Source organism: Bacillus sp. JS (assembly GCF_000259365.1).
Lineage (GTDB): Bacteria > Bacillota > Bacilli > Bacillales > Bacillaceae > Bacillus > Bacillus stercoris.
In genome coordinates, this window is record NC_017743.1 from 1,841,876 (window position 1) to 1,868,476 (window position 26,601).

Consider the following 26,601-nt stretch of genomic DNA (forward strand, 5'->3'; position numbering starts at 1 on the left):
ATGAGAAATAATGATAATATCCGCCTATTAGCTAATCCTTCTGTCAGTCATGGTGAGCCTTTACATATATCTGAAGAGCAGCCGTCAACAATACCTGAAGTTTTATACAGAACGGCTGCGGAGCTTGGAGATACAAAGGGAATCATTTATTTGCAGCCGGACGGAACTGAAGTTTACCAATCCTATAGACGATTATGGGATGATGGATTGCGCATTGTGAAGGGACTTCGCCAATCAGGTTTGAAAGCAAAACAAAACGTGATTTTGCAGCTTGGTGATAATTCACAGCTTCTCCCTGCGTTCTGGGGGTGTGTGTTAACAGGGATTGTTCCGGCTCCATTAGCCGTTCCGCCAACGTATGCTGAATCGAGCAGCGGCACTCAAAAGCTGAAAGACGCATGGACGCTTCTCAACAAGCCGGCGGTCATTACAGACCGGGGGATGTACCAGGAAATGCTTGATTGGGCAAAAGAACAAGGGCTTGAAGGGTTCAGGGCGATTGCTGTGGAGGATCTGCTCAGCGCTGAAGCGGACACAGATTGGCATCAAGCCAGTCCCGAAGACTTAGCGCTTTTATTGCTGACTTCAGGCAGTACGGGAACACCTAAAGCAGTGATGCTTAATCATCGTAACATTATGAGCATGGTGAAAGGGATTATTCAAATGCAAGGCTTCACCAGAGAGGATATTACGTTTAACTGGATGCCGTTTGACCATGTCGGAGGCATCGGAATGCTGCATTTGCGAGATGTTTATCTTGGCTGTCAGGAAATTAACGTCTCAAGCGAAACGATCTTAATGGAGCCGTTGAAATGGCTGGATTGGATTGATCATTACCGAGCTTCTGTTACGTGGGCGCCGAATTTTGCGTTTGGTCTTGTCACTGATTTTGCAGAAGAAATAAAAAATAGGAAATGGGATCTATCTTCAATGCGGTACATGCTAAATGGCGGTGAAGCAATGGTAGCCAAGGTAGGGCGCAGAATACTTGAGCTTTTAGAACCTCATGGACTGCCTGCTGACGCCATCCGACCTGCATGGGGAATGTCCGAAACTTCATCAGGCGTTATTTTTTCTCATGAGTTTACCCGGGCTGGAACAAGTGATGATGATCATTTTGTTGAAATAGGCTCTCCAATCCCTGGCTTCTCTATGAGAATTGTGAATGACCATAATGAATTGGTTGAAGAGGGCGAGATCGGCCGTTTTCAAGTTTCGGGTCTTTCTGTTACTAGCGGTTATTACAAGCGGCCTGATTTGAATGAGAGTGTGTTTACAGAAGACGGCTGGTTTGAAACCGGAGATCTTGGTTTTTTGCGAAACGGGCGCTTAACGATAACAGGCCGTACGAAAGATGCAATTATCATTAATGGCATTAATTATTACAGTCATGCGATTGAGTCTGCAGTTGAAGAGTTACCTCAAATTGAAACTTCTTATACTGCTGCCTGCGCTGTCCGTTTGGGCCAGAATTCAACAGATCAGCTGGCTATCTTCTTTGTTACTTCCGCAAAATTAAATGATGAGCAGATGTCTCAGCTTCTTAGAAACATACAATCCCATGTCTCGCAGGTGATCGGAGTCACTCCAGAATATTTGCTGCCTGTACAAAAAGAAGAGATACCAAAAACGGCTATCGGAAAAATCCAGCGCACCCAGCTGAAAACTTCATTTGAAAATGGAGAATTCGACCACTTGCTTCATAAACCCAACCAAATGAAAAATGCGGTCCAGGACGGGGAGATGCAGCAAGCAGACCATGTGAAAAGAGTAAGGGAAGAAATACAGGAGCATCTGCTCACCTGTTTGACTGAGGAACTGCACGTTTCCCGCGATTGGGCGGAGCCAAATGCAAATATCCAAAGTCTTGGTGTGAATTCTATCAAGATGATGAAGCTCATTCGATCGATCGAGAAACACTATCAAATCAAACTTACAGCCAGAGAGATACATCAATATCCTACAATTGAACGCTTAGCCAGCTATATATCTGAACATGAAGGCATCAGCAGTTTGTCTGCTGACAAAAAGGGCACTGACACATATAAAACGGAACCGGAAAGGAGTCAGGCAATTTTTCAGCCCCTCTCTGAGGTTCAAAAAGGATTATGGACATTGCAAAAAATGTCACCCGAAAAAAGTGCATATCACGTACCGCTCTGTTTTCGATTTTCATCAGGGCTTCACCTTAAAACATTACAGCAGGCTTTCGACTCTGTATTGAATCAGCATCCAATCTTAAAGCACGTCATCCAAGAGAAAGACGGAGTGCCATTTCTGAAAAATGAGCCAGCGCTTTCAATTGAAATCAAGACAGAAAACATCTCAAGTATGAAAGAGTCTGATATTCCTGCTTTTCTTAGAAAGAAAGTAAAGGAACCGTATGTAAAGGAAAACAGCCCGTTAGTGCGTGTCATGAGCTTTTCCAGATCTGAACAAGAGCATTTTCTATTAGTTGTCATTCACCATTTGATTTTTGACGGAGTTTCGTCTGTCACATTGATGCGCAGTCTGTTTGATACCTATCAGCTTCTTTTACAAGGACAGCAGCCGGATACAGCTGTTTCTCCTGTCATTTATCAAGATTTTGCGGCATGGGAGAAAAACATGCTTGCCGGCAAAGACGGTGTAAAGCATCGTACGTATTGGCAAAAACAGCTATCGGGAACGTTGCCGAATCTTAAATTGCCTAAGGTCAGCGCAAGTTCAGGCGATTCTGAGTTTGAAGAGGATACATACACCCGGCAGCTGTCCAGCGGCTTCATGAATCAGGTAAGGACGTTTGCGAAAGAGCATTCTGTAAATGTTACGACGGTATTCTTAAGCTGCTATATGATGCTGCTTGGCCGTTACACCGGGCAAAAGGAACAGATCGTCGGCATGCCGGCCATGGTGAGGCCGGAGGAAAGATTTGATGATGCCATTGGACATTTTCTCAATATGCTGCCGATTCGGAGTGAGCTGAACCCGGCAGACACTTTTTCTGGCTTTATTTCAAAATTGCAATTAACGATATTGGATGGGCTTGATCATGCAGCTTATCCTTTTCCAAAAATGGTGAGGGATCTGCATATTCCTCGGAGTCAAGCAGGTTCACCGGTATTTCAAACTGCTTTTTTCTATCAGAATTTTCTTCAATCCGGAAGCTATCAAAGCATGTTGAGCCGCTATGCTGACTTCTTTTCTGTCGATTTCGTTGATTGTATTCATCAAGAGGGCGAATATGAACTAGTTTTTGAGCTGTGGGAAACAGAAGAAAAAATGGAGCTGAACATCAAGTACAATACAGCTCTGTTTGATGCGGCTTCGATATCCGCCATGTTCGACCAGTTTGTTTATGTAACAGAGCAGGCGATGTTGAATCCTTCTCAGCCTTTAAAAGAGTACGCTTTATTACCTGAGGCAGAGAAGCAGATGATTCTTAAAACATGGAACGCCACTGACAAAACGTATCCATATACATGTTTTCATGAGTTGTTTGAGCAGCAGGCGAAAAAGACGCCTGATAGAGCAGCTGTCAGCTATGAAGGCCGAACCTTGACGTATCGGGAGCTTGATGAAAGAAGCACACAGCTCGCCATTTATTTGCAGGCGCATGGAGTGGGTCCGGACCGTCTGGCGGGAATCTATGTGGATCGATCGCTAGAGATGCTAGTGGGATTATTAGCGATTCTTAAGTCCGGGGGAGCATATGTGCCGCTAGACCCGTCCTATCCGGCTGAACGATTGGAATACATGCTAAAGGACAGTGAAGTTTTCATTACACTGACGACAGCAGAATTAGTAAATACTTTGAGTTGGAACGGTGTCGAAACTGTTCTTTTAGATCAAGATTGGGGTGAGATTGCTCAAACAGCCTCAGATCGAAAAGTGCTTACACGAACTGTCACACCGGAAAACTTGGCATATGTCATTTATACGTCTGGCAGTACAGGAAAACCAAAAGGTGTCATGATACCGCATAAAGCTTTAACAAACTTTCTCGTTTCGATGGGGGAAACACCAGGTCTTACGCCAGAGGATAAAATGCTTGCTGTTACAACCTACTGTTTTGATATCGCCGCTCTGGAATTATTTTTGCCTTTAATAAAAGGCGCACACTGCTATATTTGTCAAACGGAGCATACAAAAGACGTTGAAAAACTGAAACGGGACATCCGAATGATCAAACCAACAGTGATGCAGGCAACCCCCGCTACGTGGAAGATGCTCTTTTATTCAGGCTGGGAAAATGAAGAGAGCGTGAAAATTTTATGCGGAGGCGAAGCATTGCCTGAGACATTAAAACGATATTTCTTGCATACGGGCAGCGAAGCCTGGAATATGTTCGGGCCAACCGAAACAACAATCTGGTCAGCGGTTCAGCGCATTCACGATGAATGCTCTCATGCCACGATAGGAAGACCGATCGCCAATACACAAATTTATATTACGGATTCTCAGCTCGCGCCAGTTCCGGCTGGTGTCCCGGGTGAGCTGTGCATTGCAGGAGACGGTGTGGCGAAGGGCTACTACAAAAAGGAAGAATTAACGGATTCGAGATTCATTGACAATCCTTTTGAGCCGGGGTCTAAGCTTTATAGAACGGGAGACATGGCCCGCTGGCTTCCGGGAGGACGAATTGAATATATAGGCCGCATCGATAATCAGGTGAAAATCCGCGGATTCCGTATTGAACTTGGTGATATTGAAAGCAGGCTTAGTGAGCATCCCGGCATTCTGGAATGCGTTGTGGTTGCAGGTATGGATAACCTAGCAGCCTATTATACAGCTAAACATGCAAATGCTTCTATTACAGCGAGAGAGCTGCGTCATTTTGTAAAAAACGCTTTGCCTGCCTATATGGTGCCTTCTTATTTTATTCAGCTTGATCATATGCCGTTAACTCCGAACGGAAAGATAGATAGAAACAGCCTTAAGACTATCGATGTAACAGGGGAACCGCTAATGGAAAGGCAGCCCTCACGTAAGAACATTCAGGATACTGTTTTGGCCATTTGGCAGGAAGTGCTGAAAACGAGTGAGATTGAATGGGAAGACGGATTTTTCGATGTGGGCGGGGATTCGCTTCTCGCGGTCACTGTGGCTGACCGCATCAAACATGAACTATCCTGTGAGTTTTCTGTCACAGACCTGTTTGAGTTTTCATCGATCAAAAATATCAGCCAGTACATCACTGAACAGCGCATGAGCGATACAAACGACCATGTGCCGACAGAGCCAGCAGCTCATATTGCCCATTCTACCGATATGAGTGATCTCCCAGACTACTATGAGAATAGTGTGGCGATTATTGGCATATCGTGTGAATTTCCAGGGGCAAAAAATCATGCTGAATTTTGGGAGAACCTCAGAGACGGCAAGGAAAGCATTACGTTTTTCAGTAAAGAAGAGCTTCAGCGCTCTGGCATTTCAAAGGAAATAGCGGAGAATGCCGACTATGTTCCGGCTAAATCTTTCATTGAGGGGAAAGACAGATTTGATCCAAGCTTCTTTCAAATCTCCCCTAAAGATGCTGAATTTATGGACCCTCAGCTTCGGATGCTGCTGACTCATTCATGGAAAGCAATAGAAGATGCCGGTTATGCTGCGAGACATATTCCGCAAACCAGTGTTTTTATGTCGGCAAGCAATAATTCTTATCGCGCGCTGCTGCCGTCAGATACAACAGAGAGCCTGGAGACGCCGGACGGCTATGTTTCGTGGGTGCTTGCACAGAGCGGGACGATTCCGACAATGATTTCTCATAAGCTCGGACTGAGAGGGCCAAGCTTTTTCGTCCATGCCAACTGCTCATCATCTCTGATTGGCTTGCATTCTGCCTATAAAAGCCTGCTGTCGGGTGAATCTGATTATGCTTTAGTTGGCGGTGCAACGCTGCATACCGAGTCAAATATTGGATATGTGCATCAGCCTGGGCTGAACTTTTCAAGTGACGGACATATTAAAGCTTTTGACGCTTCAGCTGATGGAATGATAGGCGGTGAGGGAGTTGCTGTTGTATTGCTAAAAAAAGCTGCTGCAGCTGTAAAAGACGGGGATCATATCTATGCCTTGCTAAGAGGCATAGGTGTAAATAACGATGGCGCTGACAAAGTCGGTTTTTATGCTCCAAGTGTCAAAGGGCAGGCTGACGTCGTGCAAAAGGTCATGAATCAAACGAAGATACAGCCTGAATCAATCTGTTATGTGGAAGCACACGGGACCGGAACAAAGCTGGGCGACCCAATCGAGCTGGCGGCTTTAACGAACGTTTACAGGCAATATACAGATAAAACACAATTTTGCGGCATTGGATCAGTGAAAACCAATATCGGACATTTAGATACAGCCGCCGGTCTCGCGGGCTGCATTAAGGTCGTGATGAGTCTTTATCATCAAGAGCTTGCACCGAGTATCAATTATAAGGAGCCGAATCCAAATACAGACTTAGCCAGCTCCCCTTTCTACGTCGTCGATCAAAAGAAAACGTTAAGCCGTGAGATCAAAACGCATAGGGCTGCACTTAGCTCGTTCGGACTTGGCGGGACAAATACCCATGCCATTTTTGAACAATTCAAAAGGGATTCAAATCAGAAAAAGATAGACAAGTCCTGCATTATCCCGATCTCGGCGAAAAATAAAGAGAGGCTGCAAGAGTATGCAGAAGATATTTTGGCCTATTTGGAAAGAAGAGGGCTTGAGAACAGCCAGCTGCCTGATTTGGCGTATACCCTTCAGGTGGGGCGGGAAGCGATGGAGCATCGCGTTGCCTTTATAGCTGAGCATGTAAATGGGTTAAAACAGAAGCTCGCAGATTTTATTAATGGAAAAACAGCGATTGAAGGCTGTTTTCACGGAAGTAAGAACAATGCAAGAGAGGTTTCATGGCTGACGGAGGATGAGGACAGTGCTGAACTTATCCGCAAGTGGATGGCCAAAGGAAAAGTAAACAAGCTTGCGGACATGTGGAGCAAGGGAGCGCATATGGATTGGATGCAGCTTTACAAAGGTGAGCGCCCATACAGAATGAGTCTGCCGACATATCCATTTGCAAAGGAACGATACTGGCCGTCACAGGATGACCGCAAACCGGTGGCGCAGAGATCCGGAAATCAGACAGGGATCGGCTCTATTCATCCGTTGCTTCATCAGAATACATCCGATTTTTCTGAACAGAAATTCAGTTCGGTTTTCACTGGTGACGAATTCTTCCTGAGAGACCATGTGGTAAGAGGAAAGCCGGTGCTTCCTGGTGTTGCGTACCTTGAAATGGCGTACGCGGCTATAAACCAGGCGGCAGGAAGTGAAATTGCCCAAGATGTCAGAATCAGATTGAATCATACAGTCTGGGTTCAGCCTGTTGTGGTTGATAAACATTCAGCTCAAGTCGATATCAGTCTCTTTCCTGAAGAAGATGGAAAAATCACTTTTGATATTTACAGTACACAGGAAGACGGGGACGACCCTGTTATTCATAGTCAAGGCAGCGCGGAGCTGGTATTTGGAGCCGAAACGCCGGTCGCTGACCTCGCCGAAATGTCACGCCGCTGCGGTAAAGGAGAGATGTCACCCGATCAATTTTACGAAGAAGGCAGGAGCAGAGGAATGTTCCATGGTCCGGCCTTCCAAGGAATTAAGAATGTGAATATAGGAAACAGAGAGGTTTTGTCGCAGCTGCAGCTTCCAGAAACCGTTTCTGGAACGAATGAACAGTTTGCGCTGCACCCAAGTATCATGGACTCCGCCTTGCAGACGGCAACGATATGCATCATGCAGGAATTAGCGGATCAAAAGCTGATTTTGCCATTTGCGCTTGAAGAGCTTGAGGTGATCAAAGGCTGTTCGTCTTCTATGTGGGCTTATGCTCGATTAAGTGACAACGACCACTCCGGGGGGGGTGTCCAGAAAGCGGATATCGATGTCATTGACGAGAGTGGAAACGTATGTGTCAGGATCAAAGGATTCTCAACAAGAGTATTAGAAGGAGAGGTTCATACTTCAAAGCCTTCAACACGGCACGAACGCTTAATGCTAGAGCCGGTGTGGGAAAAACAGAATGGAGAACGAGAGGACGAAGATCCTTCGTACACGGAGCATATCATTGTTCTCTTCGAAACTGAACGAAGTGTCACAGACAGCATTGCCTCCCACATGAAAGATGCCCGTGTGATTACTCTGAACGAAGCTGAAGGACATATTGCTGAACGTTATCAATGTTACACGCAGAATCTATTTGAACTCCTGCGAAGCAAGCTCCGTGAGCTTTCTGCAGGCCGCATCATCATTCAAGCGATCGTTCCGTTAGAAAAAGAGAAGCAATTGTTTGCCGGCGTTTCCGGTCTGCTTAAAACAGCAGAAATAGAGTTTAGCAAACTGACTGCTCAGGTTATCGAAATTGAGAAACCTGAAGAAATAAAAGACCTTCATCTCATGCTGAAAGACGATAGCCGGAGACCATTTGAAAAACAAATTCGATATAAAGCTGGAAACCGTTTTGTGAAAGGCTGGCGGGAAATGGCGATTCCTTCAGCTGATACGCCCCATATGCCGTGGAGAGACGAAGGCGTTTATCTTATCACAGGCGGAGCAGGCAGCTTAGGCCTTCTGTTTGCAAAGGAAATTGCCAATCGAACTGGCCGATCGACGATTGTGCTCACGGGACGGTCTGTTTTAAGTGAAGATAAGGAAAACGAGCTGGAGGCTCTTCGAAGCATCGGAGCGGAGGTTGTCTATCGAGAGGCTGATGTAAGTGATCGGCAGGCTGTTCATCATCTTTTTGAGGAAATCAAAGAAAGGTATGGCACTCTCAATGGAATCATTCACGGTGCAGGCAGCATTAAAGATCAATTCATCATTCATAAAACGAATGAAGAGCTTCAAGAAGTGCTGCAGCCAAAAGTGAGCGGGTTATTCCATATGGACGAATGCAGCAAGGATTTCCAATTAGACTTTTTCGTTTTATTCTCATCCGTTTCGGGATGTTTAGGGAACGCTGGACAAGCCGATTATGCAGCAGCCAATACGTTTATGGATGCCTTTGCCGCGTACCGCCGTTCTCTTGCGGCATCTAAAAAGCGATCCGGCTCCACCATTTCCTTCAACTGGCCGTTGTGGGAAGAAGGCGGTATGCAAGTCGGCGCTGAAGATGAAAAGAGAATGCTGAAAACGACGGGAATGGTCCCGATGCCGACAGATAGTGGCTTGAAAGCATTTTATCAAGGGATGGCATCTGATAAGCCGCAAGTTTTTGTGATGGAAGGACAGCTTCAAAAAATGAAACAAAAACTGCTTTCTGCAGGAACGAAAGCCAAGCGGAACGATCAGAGAAAGACGGATCAGGATCACGGACAAGCTCGACAATTGGAAGCAGCCTTAATCCAAATGGTTGGCGTGATTTTGAAAGTGAACACTGACGATATCGATGTCCACACAGAGCTAAGTGAGTACGGATTTGATTCGGTTACATTCACTGTCTTTACAAACAAGATCAACGAAGAATTTCAGTTAGAGCTAACGCCGACCATTTTCTTTGAATATGGCAGTGTCCAGAGCCTGGCTGAATATGTAGTTGCTGCGTATCAGGGCGAATGGGATCAAGATGCTACTTTTAAAGGCGTAGAGGAAAGAACAAACTCATTGCACAGTTTAAACAGCCTGGAGGCATCATTAAGCAGCATGGTCAGTGCGATTTTAAAAGTAAATCGCGAAGATATTGATGTCAATACAGAGCTAAGTGAATACGGATTTGATTCGGTTACATTCACTGTCTTTACAAACAAGATCAACGAAGAATTTGAGTTGGAGCTAACGCCGACCATTTTCTTTGAATATGGAAGCATCCAAAGCCTAGCTGAGTATTTGACTGCTGAATATGAGGACACCCTAGTTCAGGAGCGAGAAAAACCAAAGGGGCAGGAAGAGAGAAAAACAATATCCCCTGAAGCGCCGAAAATCACATCGCGTAGAAAGCGCCGCTTTACACAGCCAGATATTGCAAAAGCAGAAAGAAACAAAAAGCAGGCTGCCGATTTTGAGCCGGTTGCAATTGTCGGCATCAGCGGCCGATTCCCTGGCGCTATGGATATAGATGAATTTTGGAAAAATCTTGAGGAAGGCAAAGACAGCATTACAGAAGTCCCGAAAGAACGCTGGGATTGGCGGGAGCATTATGGAAACCCAGACACTGACGTCAATAAAACCGACATCAAATGGGGCGGATTTATTGATGGTATCGCAGAGTTTGATCCATTGTTTTTTGGTATTTCGCCGCGAGAAGCTGATTATGTAGACCCTCAGCAGCGCTTGTTAATGACATACGTATGGAAGGCACTGGAAGATGCGGGTTGCTCGCCGCAAAACCTTTCGGGTACAGGGACCGGTATCTTTATCGGTACGGGAAACACCGGTTATAAAGATCTATTTCATAGAGCGAATCTTCCAATTGAAGGCCATGCTGCTACAGGTCATATGATTCCTTCGGTTGGCCCGAATAGAATGAGTTATTTTTTGAATATCCACGGTCCGAGCGAACCAGTCGAGACGGCTTGTTCCAGCTCTCTTGTAGCCATTCACCGTGCTGTGACTGCGATGCAAAACGGTGATTGTGAGATGGCGATCGCTGGAGGCGTGAATACGATCTTGACAGAAGAGGCGCATATCAGCTATAGCAAGGCTGGCATGCTTAGCAAAGACGGCAGGTGTAAAACCTTTTCCGCCGATGCGAATGGTTATGTCAGAGGCGAAGGGGTCGGAATGGTCATGCTGAAAAAGCTGGCAGATGCCGAGCGCGACGGAAATCACATTTACGGTGTTATACGGGGGACGGCGGAAAATCACGGCGGAAGAGCCAATACCCTGACATCGCCTAATCCGAAAGCACAAGCTGATCTGTTGGTGCGTGCATATCGACAAGCAGGCATAGACCCAAACACTGTCACATATATCGAAGCACATGGAACAGGGACTGAATTGGGCGATCCCATTGAAATAAACGGACTGAAAGCCGCGTTTAAGGAACTAACCAACGAGAGACAGCTGGATGTTATTGATCACCGTTGCGGCATTGGCTCAGTTAAAAGCAATATCGGTCATTTAGAGCTAGCAGCAGGTATATCCGGTTTGATCAAAGTGCTTCTTCAAATGAAGCATAAAACGTTAGTGAAAAGCCTGCATTGTGAGACGCTTAATCCTTATCTTCAGCTGACTGACAGCCCGTTTTACATCGTTCAGGAAAAACAGGAATGGAAGGCTGTCACAGATCGTGACGGAAACGAGCTTCCGCGCCGTGCGGGAATCAGTTCATTTGGGATTGGCGGAGTAAACGCTCATATTGTGATTGAAGAATATATGCCAAAAGCCAATTCAGAACACACGGCTACAGAACAGCCAAACGTGATTGTGCTATCGGCTAAAAATAAAAACAGGCTGATAGATCGTGCTTCGCAATTGCTTGAAGCGATCCGCGATAAAAAATATACAGAGCAGGATTTACACCGCATCGCTTACACCCTGCAAGTTGGACGCGAAGAAATGGATGAGCGTCTTGCGTGTGTTGCGGGGACGATGCAGGAACTTGAAGAGAAACTGCAGGCGTTTGTTGACGGTAAGGAAGAAACAGAAGGGTTCTTCAGGGGACAGTCTCATCGAAATAAAGAGACCCAGGCTATTTTTACAGCGGATGAGGATATGGCGTTGGCAATTGAAGCTTGGATCAGAAAAAGAAAATACGCCAAACTTGCTGATTTATGGGTCAAAGGCGTCACCGTTCGGTGGAACACATTATACGGAGAGACCAAACCGCGCCTGATCAGCCTCCCTTCATATCCGTTTGCGAAGGATTACTATTGGGTGCCGGCAAAGGAACATTCAGAAAGGGACAAGAAAGAACTGGTGAATGCAAGTGAAGACCGCGTCCCATGCTTTTTGACAAAACAATGGAGATTGAGTCCAATTGGCTCAACGGTGCCGGGAACAAGAATGGTTGCTATCCTGAGCAATCGAGAGACAGCAGATTTAGCAGCAGAAGTGTCTTCGTATTTTCCAAATCATCTCTTATTAGATGTGAGCCGGATAGACAATAATCAGTCAGACATCGATTGGAAAGAGTTTGACGGTATAGTGGATGTCATTGGCTGCGGCGAGCATGATGAAGACCGGCTGGATTGGATTGAATGGGTGCAAAAACTGGTTGAATTCGGGCATAAAGAAGGACTCAGGCTGCTTTGTGTGACAAAGGGGCTCGAATCGTTTCAAAACGCATCCGTCCGGATGGCTGGCGCCGCACGAGCTGGGTTATATCGGATGCTTCAAAGCGAATACAGCCACCTTACTTCAAGGCATATGGATGCAGAGGGAATTATTGATCATCACCGTCTCGCGAAGCAGATCGCTGATGAGTTTTATTCAGATTCTCATGATACGGAGGTTTGCTACAGGGATGGTTTACGGTATCAAGCTTTTCTAAAAGCTCATCCAGAAACAGGTAAGGAAGCGGAACAGAACGCGGCCTTCCCGAAAGATCATGTGCTTCTCATTACAGGCGGCACACGAGGCATTGGGCTATTATGCGCCCGACATTTTGCGGAGCACTATGGAGTGAAAAAGCTGGTGCTGACCGGACGAGAGGAGCTTCCTCCGCGAGAGGAATGGGCTCGTTTTGACACCTCGAACACATCAGTGGCCCAGAAAATCCAGGCAGTGAGGGAACTGGAAGCACAAGGTGTGCAGGTGCAAATGCTGTCCCTTGCTTTATCTGATGATGCTCAGGTCGGGCAAACGCTGCAACATATCAGGCAAACCTTAGGGACGATCGGCGGTGTCATTCATTGTGCAGGTCTGACGGATATGGATACGCTGGCATTTATCAGAAAAACTGCCGATGATATTCAGCGGGTCCTGGAACCTAAAGTGTCAGGTCTTACAACGTTATATCGCCATGTGTGTAACGAGCCATTACAGTTTTTTGTCGCATTTTCTTCTGTTTCAGCTATTATTCCCGAGCTTTCGGCGGGGCAGGCTGACTATGCGATGGCCAATAGCTATATGGATTATTTTGCAGAAGCACATCAGACACATGTGCCGATCATCAGTGTTCAATGGCCGAACTGGAAAGAAACCGGTATGGGTGAAGTGACAAATCAAGCGTATCGGGCAAGCGGCTTATTGAGCATTACGAATTCAGAAGGATTACGTTTTCTCGATCAAATCTTAGCGAGAATGTACGGGCCGGTTGTTCTCCCTGCGATGGCGAATCAAACAAACTGGGAGCCGGAACTGCTGATGACGAGGAGAAAACGGCATGAGGGTGGTTTGCAGGAAGCTGCTTTACAGAGCACGTCAGCAAGAGACATTGAAGATGTCGATGCAGTTTCCAAAAATGATGGATTATTATCTGAAACACAGTCCTGGCTTGTTGACTTGTTTGCCGAAGAGCTGAGAATAGATCGTGAAGACTTCGAGGTTGACGGGTTATTTCAGGATTATGGCGTGGATTCGATCATTTTGGCGCAGGTGCTCCAGCGTATAAACCGCACATTAGAAGCAGCGCTCGATCCGTCAATTCTATATGAATACCCGACAGTTCAAAGGTTCGCAGATTGGCTGATTGGTTCTTATTCCGAAATGCTGTCCGCTCTATTTGGAGGCAGGGTATCGGATGCATCAGCCCCTTTGGAGAACAAAATAGAGGCGGAGGTACCTGTTCCTGTGGAGGATCGAGCTCCTGCCACTCAGATTCAGGCGCCAGCGATTTTGTCACCGGGCTCTCATGCAGAAGATATTGCTGTTGTCGGACTCTCCTGCCGTTTCCCTGGAGCAGATACACTGGAAACCTATTGGTCGTTACTATCTGAGGGGCGTTCGTCAATCGGCCCGGTTCCGGAAGAGCGCTGGGGCCGCAAGACGCCATATTATGCCGGCATGATTGATGACGTCAGGTATTTTGATCCGGATTTCTTTTTGCTTCATGAAGAAGACGTAAGGGCGATGGACCCGCAAGCACTGCTTGTATTGGAAGAATGTCTGAAACTCTTGTATCACGCCGGTTATACACCTGAGGAAATAAAGGGCAAGCCTGTAGGCGTTTATATTGGAGGCAGAAGCCAGCACAAACCTGATGAAGAGAGCCTTGATCATGCTAAGAATCCGATCGTGACAGTCGGCCAAAATTATTTAGCGGCAAATATTTCACAATTTTTTGATGTCCGCGGCCCGAGTGTTGTAGTTGATACTGCATGCTCATCAGCTTTGGTCGGCATGAATATGGCCATTCAGGCGCTGCGTGGCGGAGAAATTCAATCCGCCATAGTCGGCGGTGTCAGCTTGCTGAACTCTGATGCCTCTCACAGTCTGTTTGATCGGCGCGGCATTTTAAGCAAGCATTCATCCTTCCATGTGTTTGATGAGCGTGCTGATGGAGTTGTGTTAGGTGAAGGCGTCGGAATGGTCATGCTAAAAACCGTAAAACAGGCGCTGGAAGACGGAGATACCATATATGCTGTTGTGAAAGCGGCCTCGGTCAATAATGACGGAAGAACGGCGGGGCCTGCAACACCTAATCTGGAGGCGCAAAAGGAAGTCATGAAAGATGCGCTTTCCAAAAGCGGAAAAAAACCAGAGGACATCAGCTATCTCGAGGCAAACGGGTCAGGTTCAATCGTCACCGATCTCCTTGAGCTAAAAGCGATCCAATCCGTGTACCGTTCCAGTCACTCATCGCCTCTTTCTCTCGGTTCAATCAAGCCGAACATCGGGCATCCGCTATGTGCTGAAGGGATTGCCAGCTTTATTAAGGTTGTGCTGATGCTGAAAGAGCGCCGCTTTGTCCCATTTTTATCAGGTGAAAAAGAGATGGCGCATTTCGATCAACAGAAAGCGAACATCACGTTCAGCCGAGCCCAGGAAAAATGGACAGATTCACGGCCTGCGGCGGCCATTAACTGCTTTGCCGATGGGGGGACGAATGCCCATGTCATCGTAGAGGCGTGGGGAAAAGAGGAAAAACACGCGATCAAGCGGAGTCCAATATCGCCTCCACAATTAAAGAAACGAATGCTTTCGCCAGGCGAGCCAAAGCTGGAAGCGGAGACTTCGAAAATGACTGCGGCAAACATATGGGATACTTATGAGGTGGAGGTCTAACGTGAAAAAGATAACGAAACAACTCACATTATCGTTAAAAAATCCGTTTATTTATCACCATGTGGTTTACGGACAAAATGTCCTGCCGGGATTGGCTTATATCGATATAATCTACCAGATATTTAGAGAATACGGCTTCTCCTGCTCAGAGCTTCAGCTGCGCAATTTATCCATCTATCAGCCATTAACGGCTGAACAGGATGCAGTAATTGTTCTTACTATCCAATGCGCGGAGAAAAAAGAAGGACAGTGGCAAATCACAGCCAAGGGAATTGAAAAACGTGATGGGAAAGAAGCTTCAGAAGAAAAGCTCTATATGAAGGCTGACATGTACGCAGACTCCCCAGCCATATTTGAAGAAACACTGGATCTCAGTCAAATCAAAGCATCTGCACAGAACGTTGTTCAGCTTGATGATGTATATGAACAATGCAGACGTCAGGAATTGGTGCACAGCGAATATATGAAAGCAAGTGGCTGCATCTATGAAGAGGAAGACGGCGTCCTTCTTGAGCTTTCTCTCGGTTCGGAAGCCATGCTTCACGCAGAAGGATTTATGTTTCACCCGACTCTCATAGACGGGAGCGGGGTGGGTGCCAATCATTTGCTCACATCTTTGCTTAAAGGAGAACAGAGGTTGTATTTGCCTCTGTTCTATGAATCCTTTTCCGCTTCTGCACTTTTGCAGTCGGATTGCATGACGAGAATTAAGCGCTCCTCCGTCCGGCGGGAAAAAGAGCTGATTTATGTAACACTTGAATTTTTTAATGCATCGGGAGAAAAAGTGGCTGAGTTGAAAAACTTTACAAGCAAATTGGTGCGAGAAGCGGAGCTGATTAGCGGAAAACATCAAGATGCACAGGAGACCCAGATGACAAGAGCGGACACTGCTGAGCGTGATAAACTTGCTGACGCGGTATCTTCTTCCATAGATTCCTATAGCGGGGCTGAACAGTTCGTAAGTCAATTAATCGCAGAGAAAATCAATAAGCCGATAGAACAAGTTGAAAAACAGGTCGGTTATTACCAAATGGGACTGAATTCATCGGGCTTGCTTGAGGTGGTAGAAACGATCAGTGATAAGATCGGTGAGAGCCTTTCGCCGACTCTTCTGTTTGAGCATACCACCATAGCTGAGCTGTCAGCGTTTCTTGCCGAGGAATATGCTGAGCATTTTAGTGCCGCTGGTTCCCTTGGCCAGAATGAAAGAGCACGCGTTTCCGACACAATAAACGATCGTAAGACTGTTGAAGAATCTCGTGCTGTACCTATCGAGGCAGCAGGCGACATTGCGATAATCGGCTTGGCGGGCAGGTATCCGAAGGCAGCCAATATTCATGAATTTTGGAAAAATCTGAAAGAGGGGAAGGACTGCATTAGTGAGATCCCTGAATCGCGCTGGGATTGGCGGCGCTTTGAAGGAATCACATCTCCTTCGGGTAAGGACATTTCCAAATGGGGCGGATTTATTGATGATCCCGAATGCTTCGATCCCCAATTTTTCAGAATCACGCCGAGAGAAGCAGAGACAATGGACCCTCAGGAGCGGCTGTTTTTAGAGACATGCTGGGAAACGATTGAGGATGCGGGCTATACGCCAAAGACGTTAGCCAAGCCTAAAGGACGAAACAAAAGGCAGCATGTAGGCGTTTTTGCCGGCGTCATGCACAAGGATTATACATTAGTTGGAGCTGAAGAAGCATCAGCAGAAAATGTGTTTCCTCTCTCGCTCAACTATGCGCAAATCGCCAACCGTGTTTCTTACTTTTGCAATTTTCACGGTCCGAGTATGGCGGTCGATACGGTATGTTCATCTTCTCTGACCGCAGTGCACTTGGCGTTGGAAAGCATACGCCACGGTGAGTGCGATGTCGCGTTAGCGGGCGGAGTGAACCTGTCTTTGCACCCGAATAAATATATGACATACGGGGTCTGGGATATGTTTTCCACTGACGGACACTGCCGTACGTTTGGAAAGGGTGGGGACGGTTATGTGCCGGCCGAAGGTATAGGCGCGGTTTTATTAAAGCCTTTGCGACAAGCGGAGGAAGACGGAGATCGCATTTATGCAGTTATTAAAGGAAGTGCTGTGAATCATGTGGGCACTGTCAGCGGCATTTCAGTGCCGAGCCCTGTTTCTCAAGCTGATCTGATTGAGATATGCTTGGAGAAAACGGGAATTGACCCGCGGACGATCAGTTATGTGGAAGCTCATGGAACGGGCACGTCCTTAGGAGATCCAATCGAAATACAGGGATTAGTGAAGGCGTTCCGCCAATATACGCAGGATCGGCAGTTTTGTTCAATCGGTTCTGTAAAGTCAAACATCGGGCACGCCGAATCCGCCGCGGGGATCAGCGGTTTAAGCAAGGTTGCCCTTCAGCTTCATCACCAAACACTTGTGCCTTCTTTGCATTCCGAAGAACTGAATCCGTACGTTGATTTTGAAAAGTCTCCATTTTATGTACAGCATGAAACAGAAACGTGGAAGCAGCCTGTTATCAAGGAGAATGGGGAAGACGTCCCTTATCCGCGGCGGGCGGGGATCAGTTCTTTTGGCGCAACAGGTTCAAACGCACATATTATTCTTGAGGAATATATTCCTCAAACAGCGGAGCAGGACGTTTCTTTGTCCTCAGATTCTGACATGTCCGCAGTAATTCCGCTTTCTGCGCGTAATCAAGAACGTCTTCGTGTATATGCAAAACGTCTCTTGGATTTTCTTCATGATGGGATTCTGATTAGAGATTTGGCGTATACATTGCAGGTAGGCCGTGAACCGATGGAAGAACGAGTTTCTTTCTTAGCATCCGGAATTCAAGAATTGAGCGACCAATTGAAGGCTTTTATAGAAGGACGAGATACCATTCAGCATTCCTGGAAGGGCCGCGTGTCACGAGGAAGCGAATCATCGCTTTCTGCCGAATCGGTACATAAATTGCTGGAGCAAAGAAAGCTCGATCAGATTGCGGAGCAGTGGGCGAAAGGATCCGGTGTTGACTGGAATCTGCTTTACGACGGAAACAAACCAAAGCGGATCAGCCTGCCGACTTACCCATTTGAGAGGGTGAGTTATTGGGTGCCGAAAGCGGAGAAAAAGACTGATCGTTTAAAGGAGAAGCGACACATCCTGCATCCTCTCCTGCATCAAAATGTGTCCGACATATCGGGTGTCCGCTTTCGTTCAACGTTTACAGGACGTGAATTTTTCTTGACGGATCATGTCATAAAGGGCGAACGCGTTTTACCTGGCGCGGCATTATTGGAGATGGTTCGGGCAGCTGTGGAAAGGGCAGCTGCGGATCAGTTCCCGGCAGGGTTCCAGCTCCGGAACATCGTCTGGGTTCGGCCGTTTGCCTTCACGGAACAGCAGCAAGACATAGACATACGTCTATATCCTGAGGACAATGGGGAGATTGCATTTGAAATCTGCCGGGCCCCTGAAAACACAGAGAGCTCTCCGATTATATACGGGCAAGGAAGTGCAGTGCTTGGTGAGACGGGTGAAAATCCGGTCATCAACATTGAAGAACTGAAGGCAGACTATCATGAGCGGACTCTGTCACCTTTTGATTGCTACGAGGCTTATAGAGAAATGGGGATTCACTATGGTGACAGCCACAGAGCGATCGACAGCCTATATGCCGGTAAAAACGGAGTTCTAGTGAAATTGACGATGCCTCCTGTAGTTTCTGATACAGAAGACCATTATATTCTGCATCCGAGCATGATAGATTCGGCATTTCAAGCATCTATCGGTTTGAGGCTGGGAGAAGATACTTTAGGAGACAGAAAGGCAATGTTGCCTTTTGCAATACAGGATGTCCAAATCTTCAAAGGCTGCGAGGCATCTATGTGGGCGCGGATCACATATAGCGAGGGAAGTACAGCTGGGGCTCGTATGCAGAAGCTCGATATCGATTTATGCAATGAAGAGGGGCAGGTTTGCGTGCGGTTGAAAGGCTATTCTGCAAGAGTGTTAGAAACAGATGATGAAGATTCTTCTGAAGCGACTGACACGCTATTGTTCGAACACATTTGGGAAGAACGTGCTGCAGAGAAGCAAGAGTTCATAGAGTACGACACGTATAAAGTCGTTGTCTGTGATGTTGGAGAACAAATGGAAAGCATCCGAAATCATCTTGACTGTACAGTTCTGCAGCATGATGCTGAGGCAATTGATGAACGGTTTGAAGGTTATGCCATACAGTTATTTGAAGAAATCAAACAGCTGATGCACTCAAATACAGGGGGACATACATTCATTCAAGTGGCGGTGCCTGCGTTGGAAGAGCCTCAGCTATTAAGCGGCTTAACGGGACTGCTCAAAACGGCTGAACTGGAAAATCCAAAACTGACAGGGCAGTTGATTGAAATAGAAACCGGGATGCCAGCTGGTGACCTATTCAAAATATTGGAGGAAAACAGACGCTGTCCGCGTGACACGCATATCCGCCACTGGCAAGGAAAGCGATTTGTCAGCAGGTGGAAAGAAGCGTCTGGTGTGCACCTAAGTACTGACATGCCATGGAAGGATAAAGGCGTGTATCTGATCACAGGCGGTGCAGGGGGTCTTGGATTTATCTTTGCAACTGAAATCGCAAACCAAACGACTGGCGCGGTTGTGATCCTGACAGGGCGCTCTCCGCTTGATGATAGAAAACAGAAAAAGCTTCAAGCCTTACAGAAACTTGGCATCCAAGCGGTTTACAGACAAGCAGATCTGACCGAGAAACAAGCGGTTGATACTTTATTAAAAGAGATCCAAAACGTTTATGGCGACTTAGACGGCGTCATTCATAGCGCCGGTTTAATAAAAGATAATTTCATTATGAAGAAAAAGAAAGAAGAGGTTCAAACCGTTCTCGCTCCAAAGGTAGCCGGACTGATTCATCTTGACGAAGCAACGAAAAATGTTCCGCTCGATTTCTTTATTCTTTTTTCCTCCGGTGCCGGAGCGGTAGGAAGCGCGGGACAGGCTGATTACGCAATGGCCAATGCATTTATGAATGCATTCAGCGAATATCGAAATGGCCAAGCGGAACTTCACAAACGTTACGGAAAGACTCTTTCAGTGTGCTGGCCGCTGTGGAAAGACGGGGGCATGAAAATTGATGCGGACACTGCAAGAATGCTGAAAAGCGAAACAGGCATGGTGGCCATGGAAACAGATCGTGGGATTCAGGCGCTATATCATTGCTGGTCGTCTGGAAAGCCGCAAGTGTTAGTTGCTTCCGGTGTTACTGATCGGATTTGTGCATTTCTACATGAAACGGGACATGGCATGGGCCAATCTCACAATATCCAAAAAGCAAGTCTCAATCAGGAGGCAGAAAAAGCAGGCATGATCGGGGAAGCCGATGAAGAGATACTGAGAGAAAAAGCCGAGAACTATTTTAAACAGGTGCTTTCTTCGGTGATCAAGCTGCCAGCCGGCCAGATTGATGCTAAAGCTCCTCTCGAAGATTACGGGATCGATTCTATCATGATCATGCATGTAACGGGTCAATTAGAAAAAGGATTCGGTTCTTTGTCCAAGACGTTGTTCTTTGAATATCAGGATATTCGGTCATTAACACGGTATTTTATTGATTCCCACAGAGAAAAATTGCTGGACATCTTGGGAATTGAAACAAGAAAAGCTTCTGTTGAAAGACAACCAGAACCTGAAAAACAAGAAATTTCAGTTACCCCAAGAAAGTCTGGATTTCTTCCTTTGCAAGGCAAAGAGCAGGAGCAGTTAAGAGAAAAGGAAACGGAAGAAATCGCGATCATCGGTATCTCTGGCCGCTATCCACAGGCAGACAATATTGATGAATTGTGGGAAAACCTGAGAAACGGTCGAGACTGTATTACTGAAATTCCGGAAGATCGCTGGGATCACAGTCTTTATTATGATGAAGATAAAGACAAGCCTGGAAAAACCTACAGCAAGTGGGGAGGCTTCCTAAAGGATGTAGACAAGTTTGATCCGCAGTTCTTCCATATATCGCCGCGTGAGGCCAAATTAATGGACCCGCAAGAGCGTTTATTTTTGCAGTGCGTGTATGAAACGATGGAAGACGCAGGCTATACAAGAGAACACCTCGGCCGTAAGCGTGATGCTGAGCTTGGCGGAAGCGTCGGTGTTTACGTCGGTGTCATGTACGAAGAATATCAGCTGTACGGGGCACAAGAGCAGGTGCGGGGACGGTCTTTGGCTTTAACAGGAAATCCATCATCCATCGCGAACCGGGTATCTTATTATTTTGATTTTCACGGGCCGAGTATTGCTTTAGACACCATGTGTTCTTCTTCTTTAACGGCTATCCACTTGGCATGCCAAAGCTTACAGCGCAGAGAGTGTGAGGCGGCATTCGCGGGCGGCGTGAATGTGTCAATTCACCCAAATAAATATTTGATGCTTGGGCAGAACAAATTTATGTCCAGCAAAGGCCGGTGTGAAAGCTTCGGGCAGGGCGGAGATGGCTATGTGCCGGGAGAAGGCGTTGGAGCCGTGCTTTTGAAGCCATTGTCTAAAGCCATTGAAGATGGTGATCACATTTATGGAATCATTAAGGGGACTGCCATCAACCACGGCGGAAAAACAAACGGGTACTCAGTTCCCAACCCGAATGCCCAAGCAGATGTCATCAAAAAGGCGTTTGTGGAAGCGGAGATTGACCCGCGGGCAGTCAGTTACATCGAAGCCCACGGCACCGGAACCTCTCTCGGTGATCCTATTGAAATCACAGGGCTGTCCAAAGTGTTTACGCAAGAAACCGATGATAAACAATTTTGTGCAATAGGGTCAGCCAAATCAAATATCGGGCATTGTGAGAGCGCGGCAGGTATCGCAGGAGTAACGAAGGTATTGCTTCAAATGAAATACAGGCAGCTTGCGCCATCCCTGCATTCAAACGTGCTGAATCCGAATATTGACTTCCTTAACTCACCGTTTCAAGTACAGCAAGAGCTAGAAGAGTGGAAGAGGCCGATCATCAGTGTCAATGACAAAGACATCGAATTACCGAGAATCGCAGGAATCTCTTCATTTGGTGCCGGGGGTGTGAACGCCCATATTTTAATAGAAGAGTATGCTCCGGAATTTGTGGAGGAACGTTCCCAAGCGAGGAAGCAGCCAGCTGTCATTGTGCTCTCAGCAAAAAATGAGGAAAGACTTCAAAAACGCGCGGAAGATTTGCTGGATGCCATTCGGAAACAAAAATATGTTCAAGCAGATTTGCACCGAATTGCCTATACGTTGCAAGTCGGAAGGGAAGCGATGAACGAACGGCTGGCGTTCGTTGTGGAAACGATGCAGGAGCTTGAAGAAAAACTGAATGAATGTATCTCGGGAACAGAAAATCGTGAATATGTCTATCGCGGACAAGTAAAGCGCAACAAAGAAGCCATTGCTGCTTTTGCTGCTGATGAAGATATGTCAAAAACAATTGAGGCATGGCTGCAGAAAGGAAAATACGCGAAGGTTTTAGACCTGTGGGTAAGAGGTTTGCGAATCGACTGGAGCACGCTTTATCAGGACCAAAAACCGCGGCGCATCAGTTTACCCGTCTATCCTTTCGCAAGAGATCGCTATTGGATAGACGTAAATGCAAAGGCTGAGGAAAAAAGAACGGTAGAGACATTCGCTCCGGTACAGCCCGTTATTTCAAAGCTGTCTGTAGCCAGAGAAGCCAGCGGCAAGCCTGCCAATATAACGCTACAGCCTTTAACAGCAGACCAGGGTAAACCGCAGCCTTCAGCAGTCCAGCTTCCTCCAGATACAGAAATAGAGACCATTACAGCGGAATCCTTGTGCGATGAACTGACAGCGAGCTTAGCGGAAGTGCTGTACATGGACCAAAACGAGATTGATCCAGATGAAGCATTCATAGATATCGGAATGGACTCGATTACCGGGCTCGAATGGATAAAAGCAATAAATAAACAGTATGGCACATCGTTAAATGTCACAAAGGTATATGATTATCCGACAACACGTGAATTCGCTGTTTACTTAGCACGTGAGTTAAGTCCACACGCTAGGGAGAAAAAACAAACGGAGACGTACCCGCCAATCAGACAAAAAGCAGCTGTGCCTGCTGCTAAACCGGCTAATATATCATTGCAGCCGTTAGAACATCAGCCAGTGCAAGAAGAACCTGAAGAAACGGTTCAATATGCAGCGGCAGAAATATCTGTATCAAGACAATATACGGAAGCAATTGAAACGCTGCATGAAAAATTGAAGGAAAGCATAGCAGACGTGTTATACATGGAGCCATACGAGGTGGATATTGACGAAGCGTTCATAGATATCGGAATGGACTCGATTACCGGACTCGAATGGATAAAAGCGGTGAACAAGCAGTACGGAACGTCTTTCACAGTGACCACTGTATATGATTATCCAACGATACGTGATTTTGCCGAAATGCTAAAGTCTGAGCTTGGAACTCATCATGATAGAAAGATAGAGCATACTGTCCCGACCGAAGCAACGCAGCAAAAACCAGCAGCGCCATCTATTCCAAATCCGGCAGAGCGACCGCTACAGTCTGTTCAACATCCTATAAAGAAAGAACTTGAGAAGGAACAAGTCTCTGTTCGTCAAGACCGCCCGGAGGATGCGATCGCGATTGTCGGGATGTCGGGAAGATACCCGGGTGCTCGTAATGTAAGAGAGTATTGGGATAACCTGGTTCATGCGAGGAATGCCATTCGGGACATTCCAACATCACGGTGGGATGTTGACAAATACTATGATCCTGCCCTCAACAAGAAAGGGAAAGTCTACTGCAAATCAATGGGGATGCTTGATGATATTGAACATTTTGATCCATTGTTTTTTAATATTCCGCCGTCAGAAGCTGAACTGATGGACCCGCAGCACCGAATCTTTTTGCAGGAAGGCTATAAAGCCTTTGAGGACGCTGGGTATAATGCCAGAACTTTAAATGAGAAAAAATGCGGCGTATATCTCGGCATTATGAGCAATGAATACGGGGTCATGCTGAATCGGCAGTCAAGAACAAATGCCACCGGAAACAGCTTTGCGATCGCAGCGGCGCGTATTCCGTATTTTCTAAATTTAAAAGGGCCTGCGATTCCGATTGATACCGCATGTTCATCTTCATTGGTCGGCACTCATTTAGCGCGCCAGGCACTTATAAACAAAGAAATTGATATGGCGCTGGTCGGTGGTGTCAGCTTATATCTGACGCCGGAATCTTACATCAGTATGTGTGAGGCCGGCATGCTTTCACCTGATGGACAATGTAAAGCTTTTGACAATGGCGCGAATGGTTTTGTGCCCGGCGAGGGTGCGGGTGCGCTTGTTCTGAAAAGGCTGAAAGATGCAGAAGCGGACCGTGACCATATTTATGGCATCATCATTGGCTCGGGTATTAATCAGGACGGGAAAACAAACGGAATCACAGCACCGAGTGCGAAAAGCCAAATGGACCTGGAAAGAGGCATATATGAAACATACGGCATACATCCTGAGAGTATCAGTTATGTCGAGATGCACGGAACAGGAACAAAACAAGGCGATCCAATTGAGTTAGAAGCCCTGTCTGCCGTATTTCAAGAAAAAACAGACAAAAAGCAGTTTTGCGCAATCGGTTCCGTCAAAAGCAATATTGGCCATACATCGGCGGCTGCAGGAGTAGCCGGGGTTCAAAAAGTGTTATTGTGCATGAATCATAAAACACTTGTGCCAACATTGAACTTCAAGACACCGAATGAGCATTTTCAATTTGAGCATTCTCCTTTATACGTAAATACGGAGCTCAAGCCTTGGGAAACGGCTGATGGAAAACCACGGAGAGCATGTGTGAGCTCTTTCGGATATAGCGGAACGAATGCCCATATCGTAATAGAGGAATACCAGCCTGAAAAGAGGAACGATCGATTAACAAAGCAGCACCGCTCAGAATTATTTGTACTTTCAGCGAAAAAAGAGAAGCAATTGAAGGCCTATGCGGAATCAATGAAAGATTTCGTAACCGCCAATGAAGATATCAATTTGGAGGATATGGCATACACACTTCAGACGGGCCGGGAAGCAATGGATTACCGGCTGGCATTTTTGGCGGATTCGAGAGAAATGCTGATCAAAGCTTTAGATGATTATTTTGCTGAAATGCAGAACAACAGTATATTTGCTGCTCACGTGAAAACGAAAAAGAGCGAAATCAAACTGTTTGAAACGGATCACGATGCCAAAGCGTTGCTGCAAACATGGATAGAGAAAAAAAGGCTGGAGAAAGTAGCGGAACTATGGGTGAAAGGGCTGCAGATAGATTGGAATGAGCTTTATGGAGAATACACGCCTCGGCGAATCAGCCTGCCTGCTTATCCGTTCGCGGAAGAGTATTACTGGCTGCCAACTCAAGAAGGTGAACTCGAAACCATTGCTACAGCACTCCCTCATTCCGAACTGATGCCAAAGCGCTGCTTTCTGCGTAAACAGTGGCAGCCTTGTCCGATTGAACCGGCAGAAATGACGAATCAAACCGTCGCCATTTTGGCAAATGAGGAGACAATGGCATTAGCGGAAGAGCTTTCGACGTATTTCTCGAAATACCGTCTATTTGACAGTCAAGAGCTGGATCGGGTGTCTGCTACGGACTATGAACACGTTGCTGGAGCAATCGATCTGATCGGATGCGGAACGAGCCACGAGAAGTCTTTGGGCTGGATAAACTGGCTCCAAAAGCTGATCGAGCAAGGACGTACAAGCAAGCATCATTTGACGATCTTAGGTGTAACAAAGGGGCTGGAGGCTTATGCAAATGACGCTGTTCATTTGTCTGGTGCTTCGCGGGCCGGTTTATACCGCATGCTTCAAAGCGAGTACAGCCACCTTACTTCAAGACATGCAGATATGGAGTGCGAAGCCTCTCTTGAGGAGCTGGCCAGACTGATTGCAGCAGAGTTTTATGCCAAAAGCACAGAAGCAGAAGTCTGTTATCGAAACGGACAGCGATATCGCGCATATTTGGCAGAGCAGCCAGGAGAAGCCGCTCATAGTCATAAGCAAGTATCGTTTTCAACAGACAAAGTTCTGCTCATTACAGGCGGGACAAGAGGCCTAGGCTTGCTGTGTGCGCGGCATTTTGTAAAAACATACGGCGTTAAGCGGCTGGTGCTTATCGGCCGTGAAGAGCTTCCGCCGCGAGACCAGTGGAATTCGGTGAACATTGTCTCGCTTGCCGAGAAAATAAAAGCCGTTCAAGAGCTAGAAGACATGGGTGCGCAAGTTCAGGTGCTTTCTCTGGATCTGGGAGACAGGGTTACTGTCGAACAGAGCCTGAAGACAATACACGAAACAATGGGGGCGATTGGCGGAGTCATCCATTGTGCCGGGATGGTGAACAAACAAAACCCGGCTTTTATCAGAAAATCACTAAAAGAGATCGAACAGGTGCTTGAACCGAAAGTCGAAGGTCTGCAAACGTTGTTTGACCTGCTTTATGATGAACCATTGGCGTT

At 46.6% G+C, this 26,601-nt stretch carries 2 protein-coding genes (1 of these 2 running past the window's edge); both read left to right on the plus strand.

Translation table 11 applies throughout. The features are described 5' to 3' along the window. A complete protein-coding gene (locus tag MY9_RS09415; protein WP_014664045.1) occupies positions 1 to 15,120 on the plus strand; it encodes a non-ribosomal peptide synthetase in 15,120 nt (5,039 codons plus the stop codon). Next, positions 15,104 to 26,601, plus strand: partial view of a type I polyketide synthase gene (locus tag MY9_RS09420; protein WP_014664046.1) — the 5' portion only. It continues 2,125 nt past the right edge of the window; 11,498 of the gene's 13,623 nt are visible here — the first part of the coding sequence; it begins with the start codon at positions 15,104 to 15,106; the stop codon falls past the right edge of the window. Before MY9_RS09415 ends, MY9_RS09420 begins: the two co-directional genes overlap by 17 nt.

What these genes read in the sequence shown, in the direction of transcription:
- MY9_RS09415 (WP_014664045.1), top strand. Translation starts at nt 1, where the DNA reads ATGAGAAATAATGATAATATCCGCCTATTAGCTAATCCTTCTGTCAGT.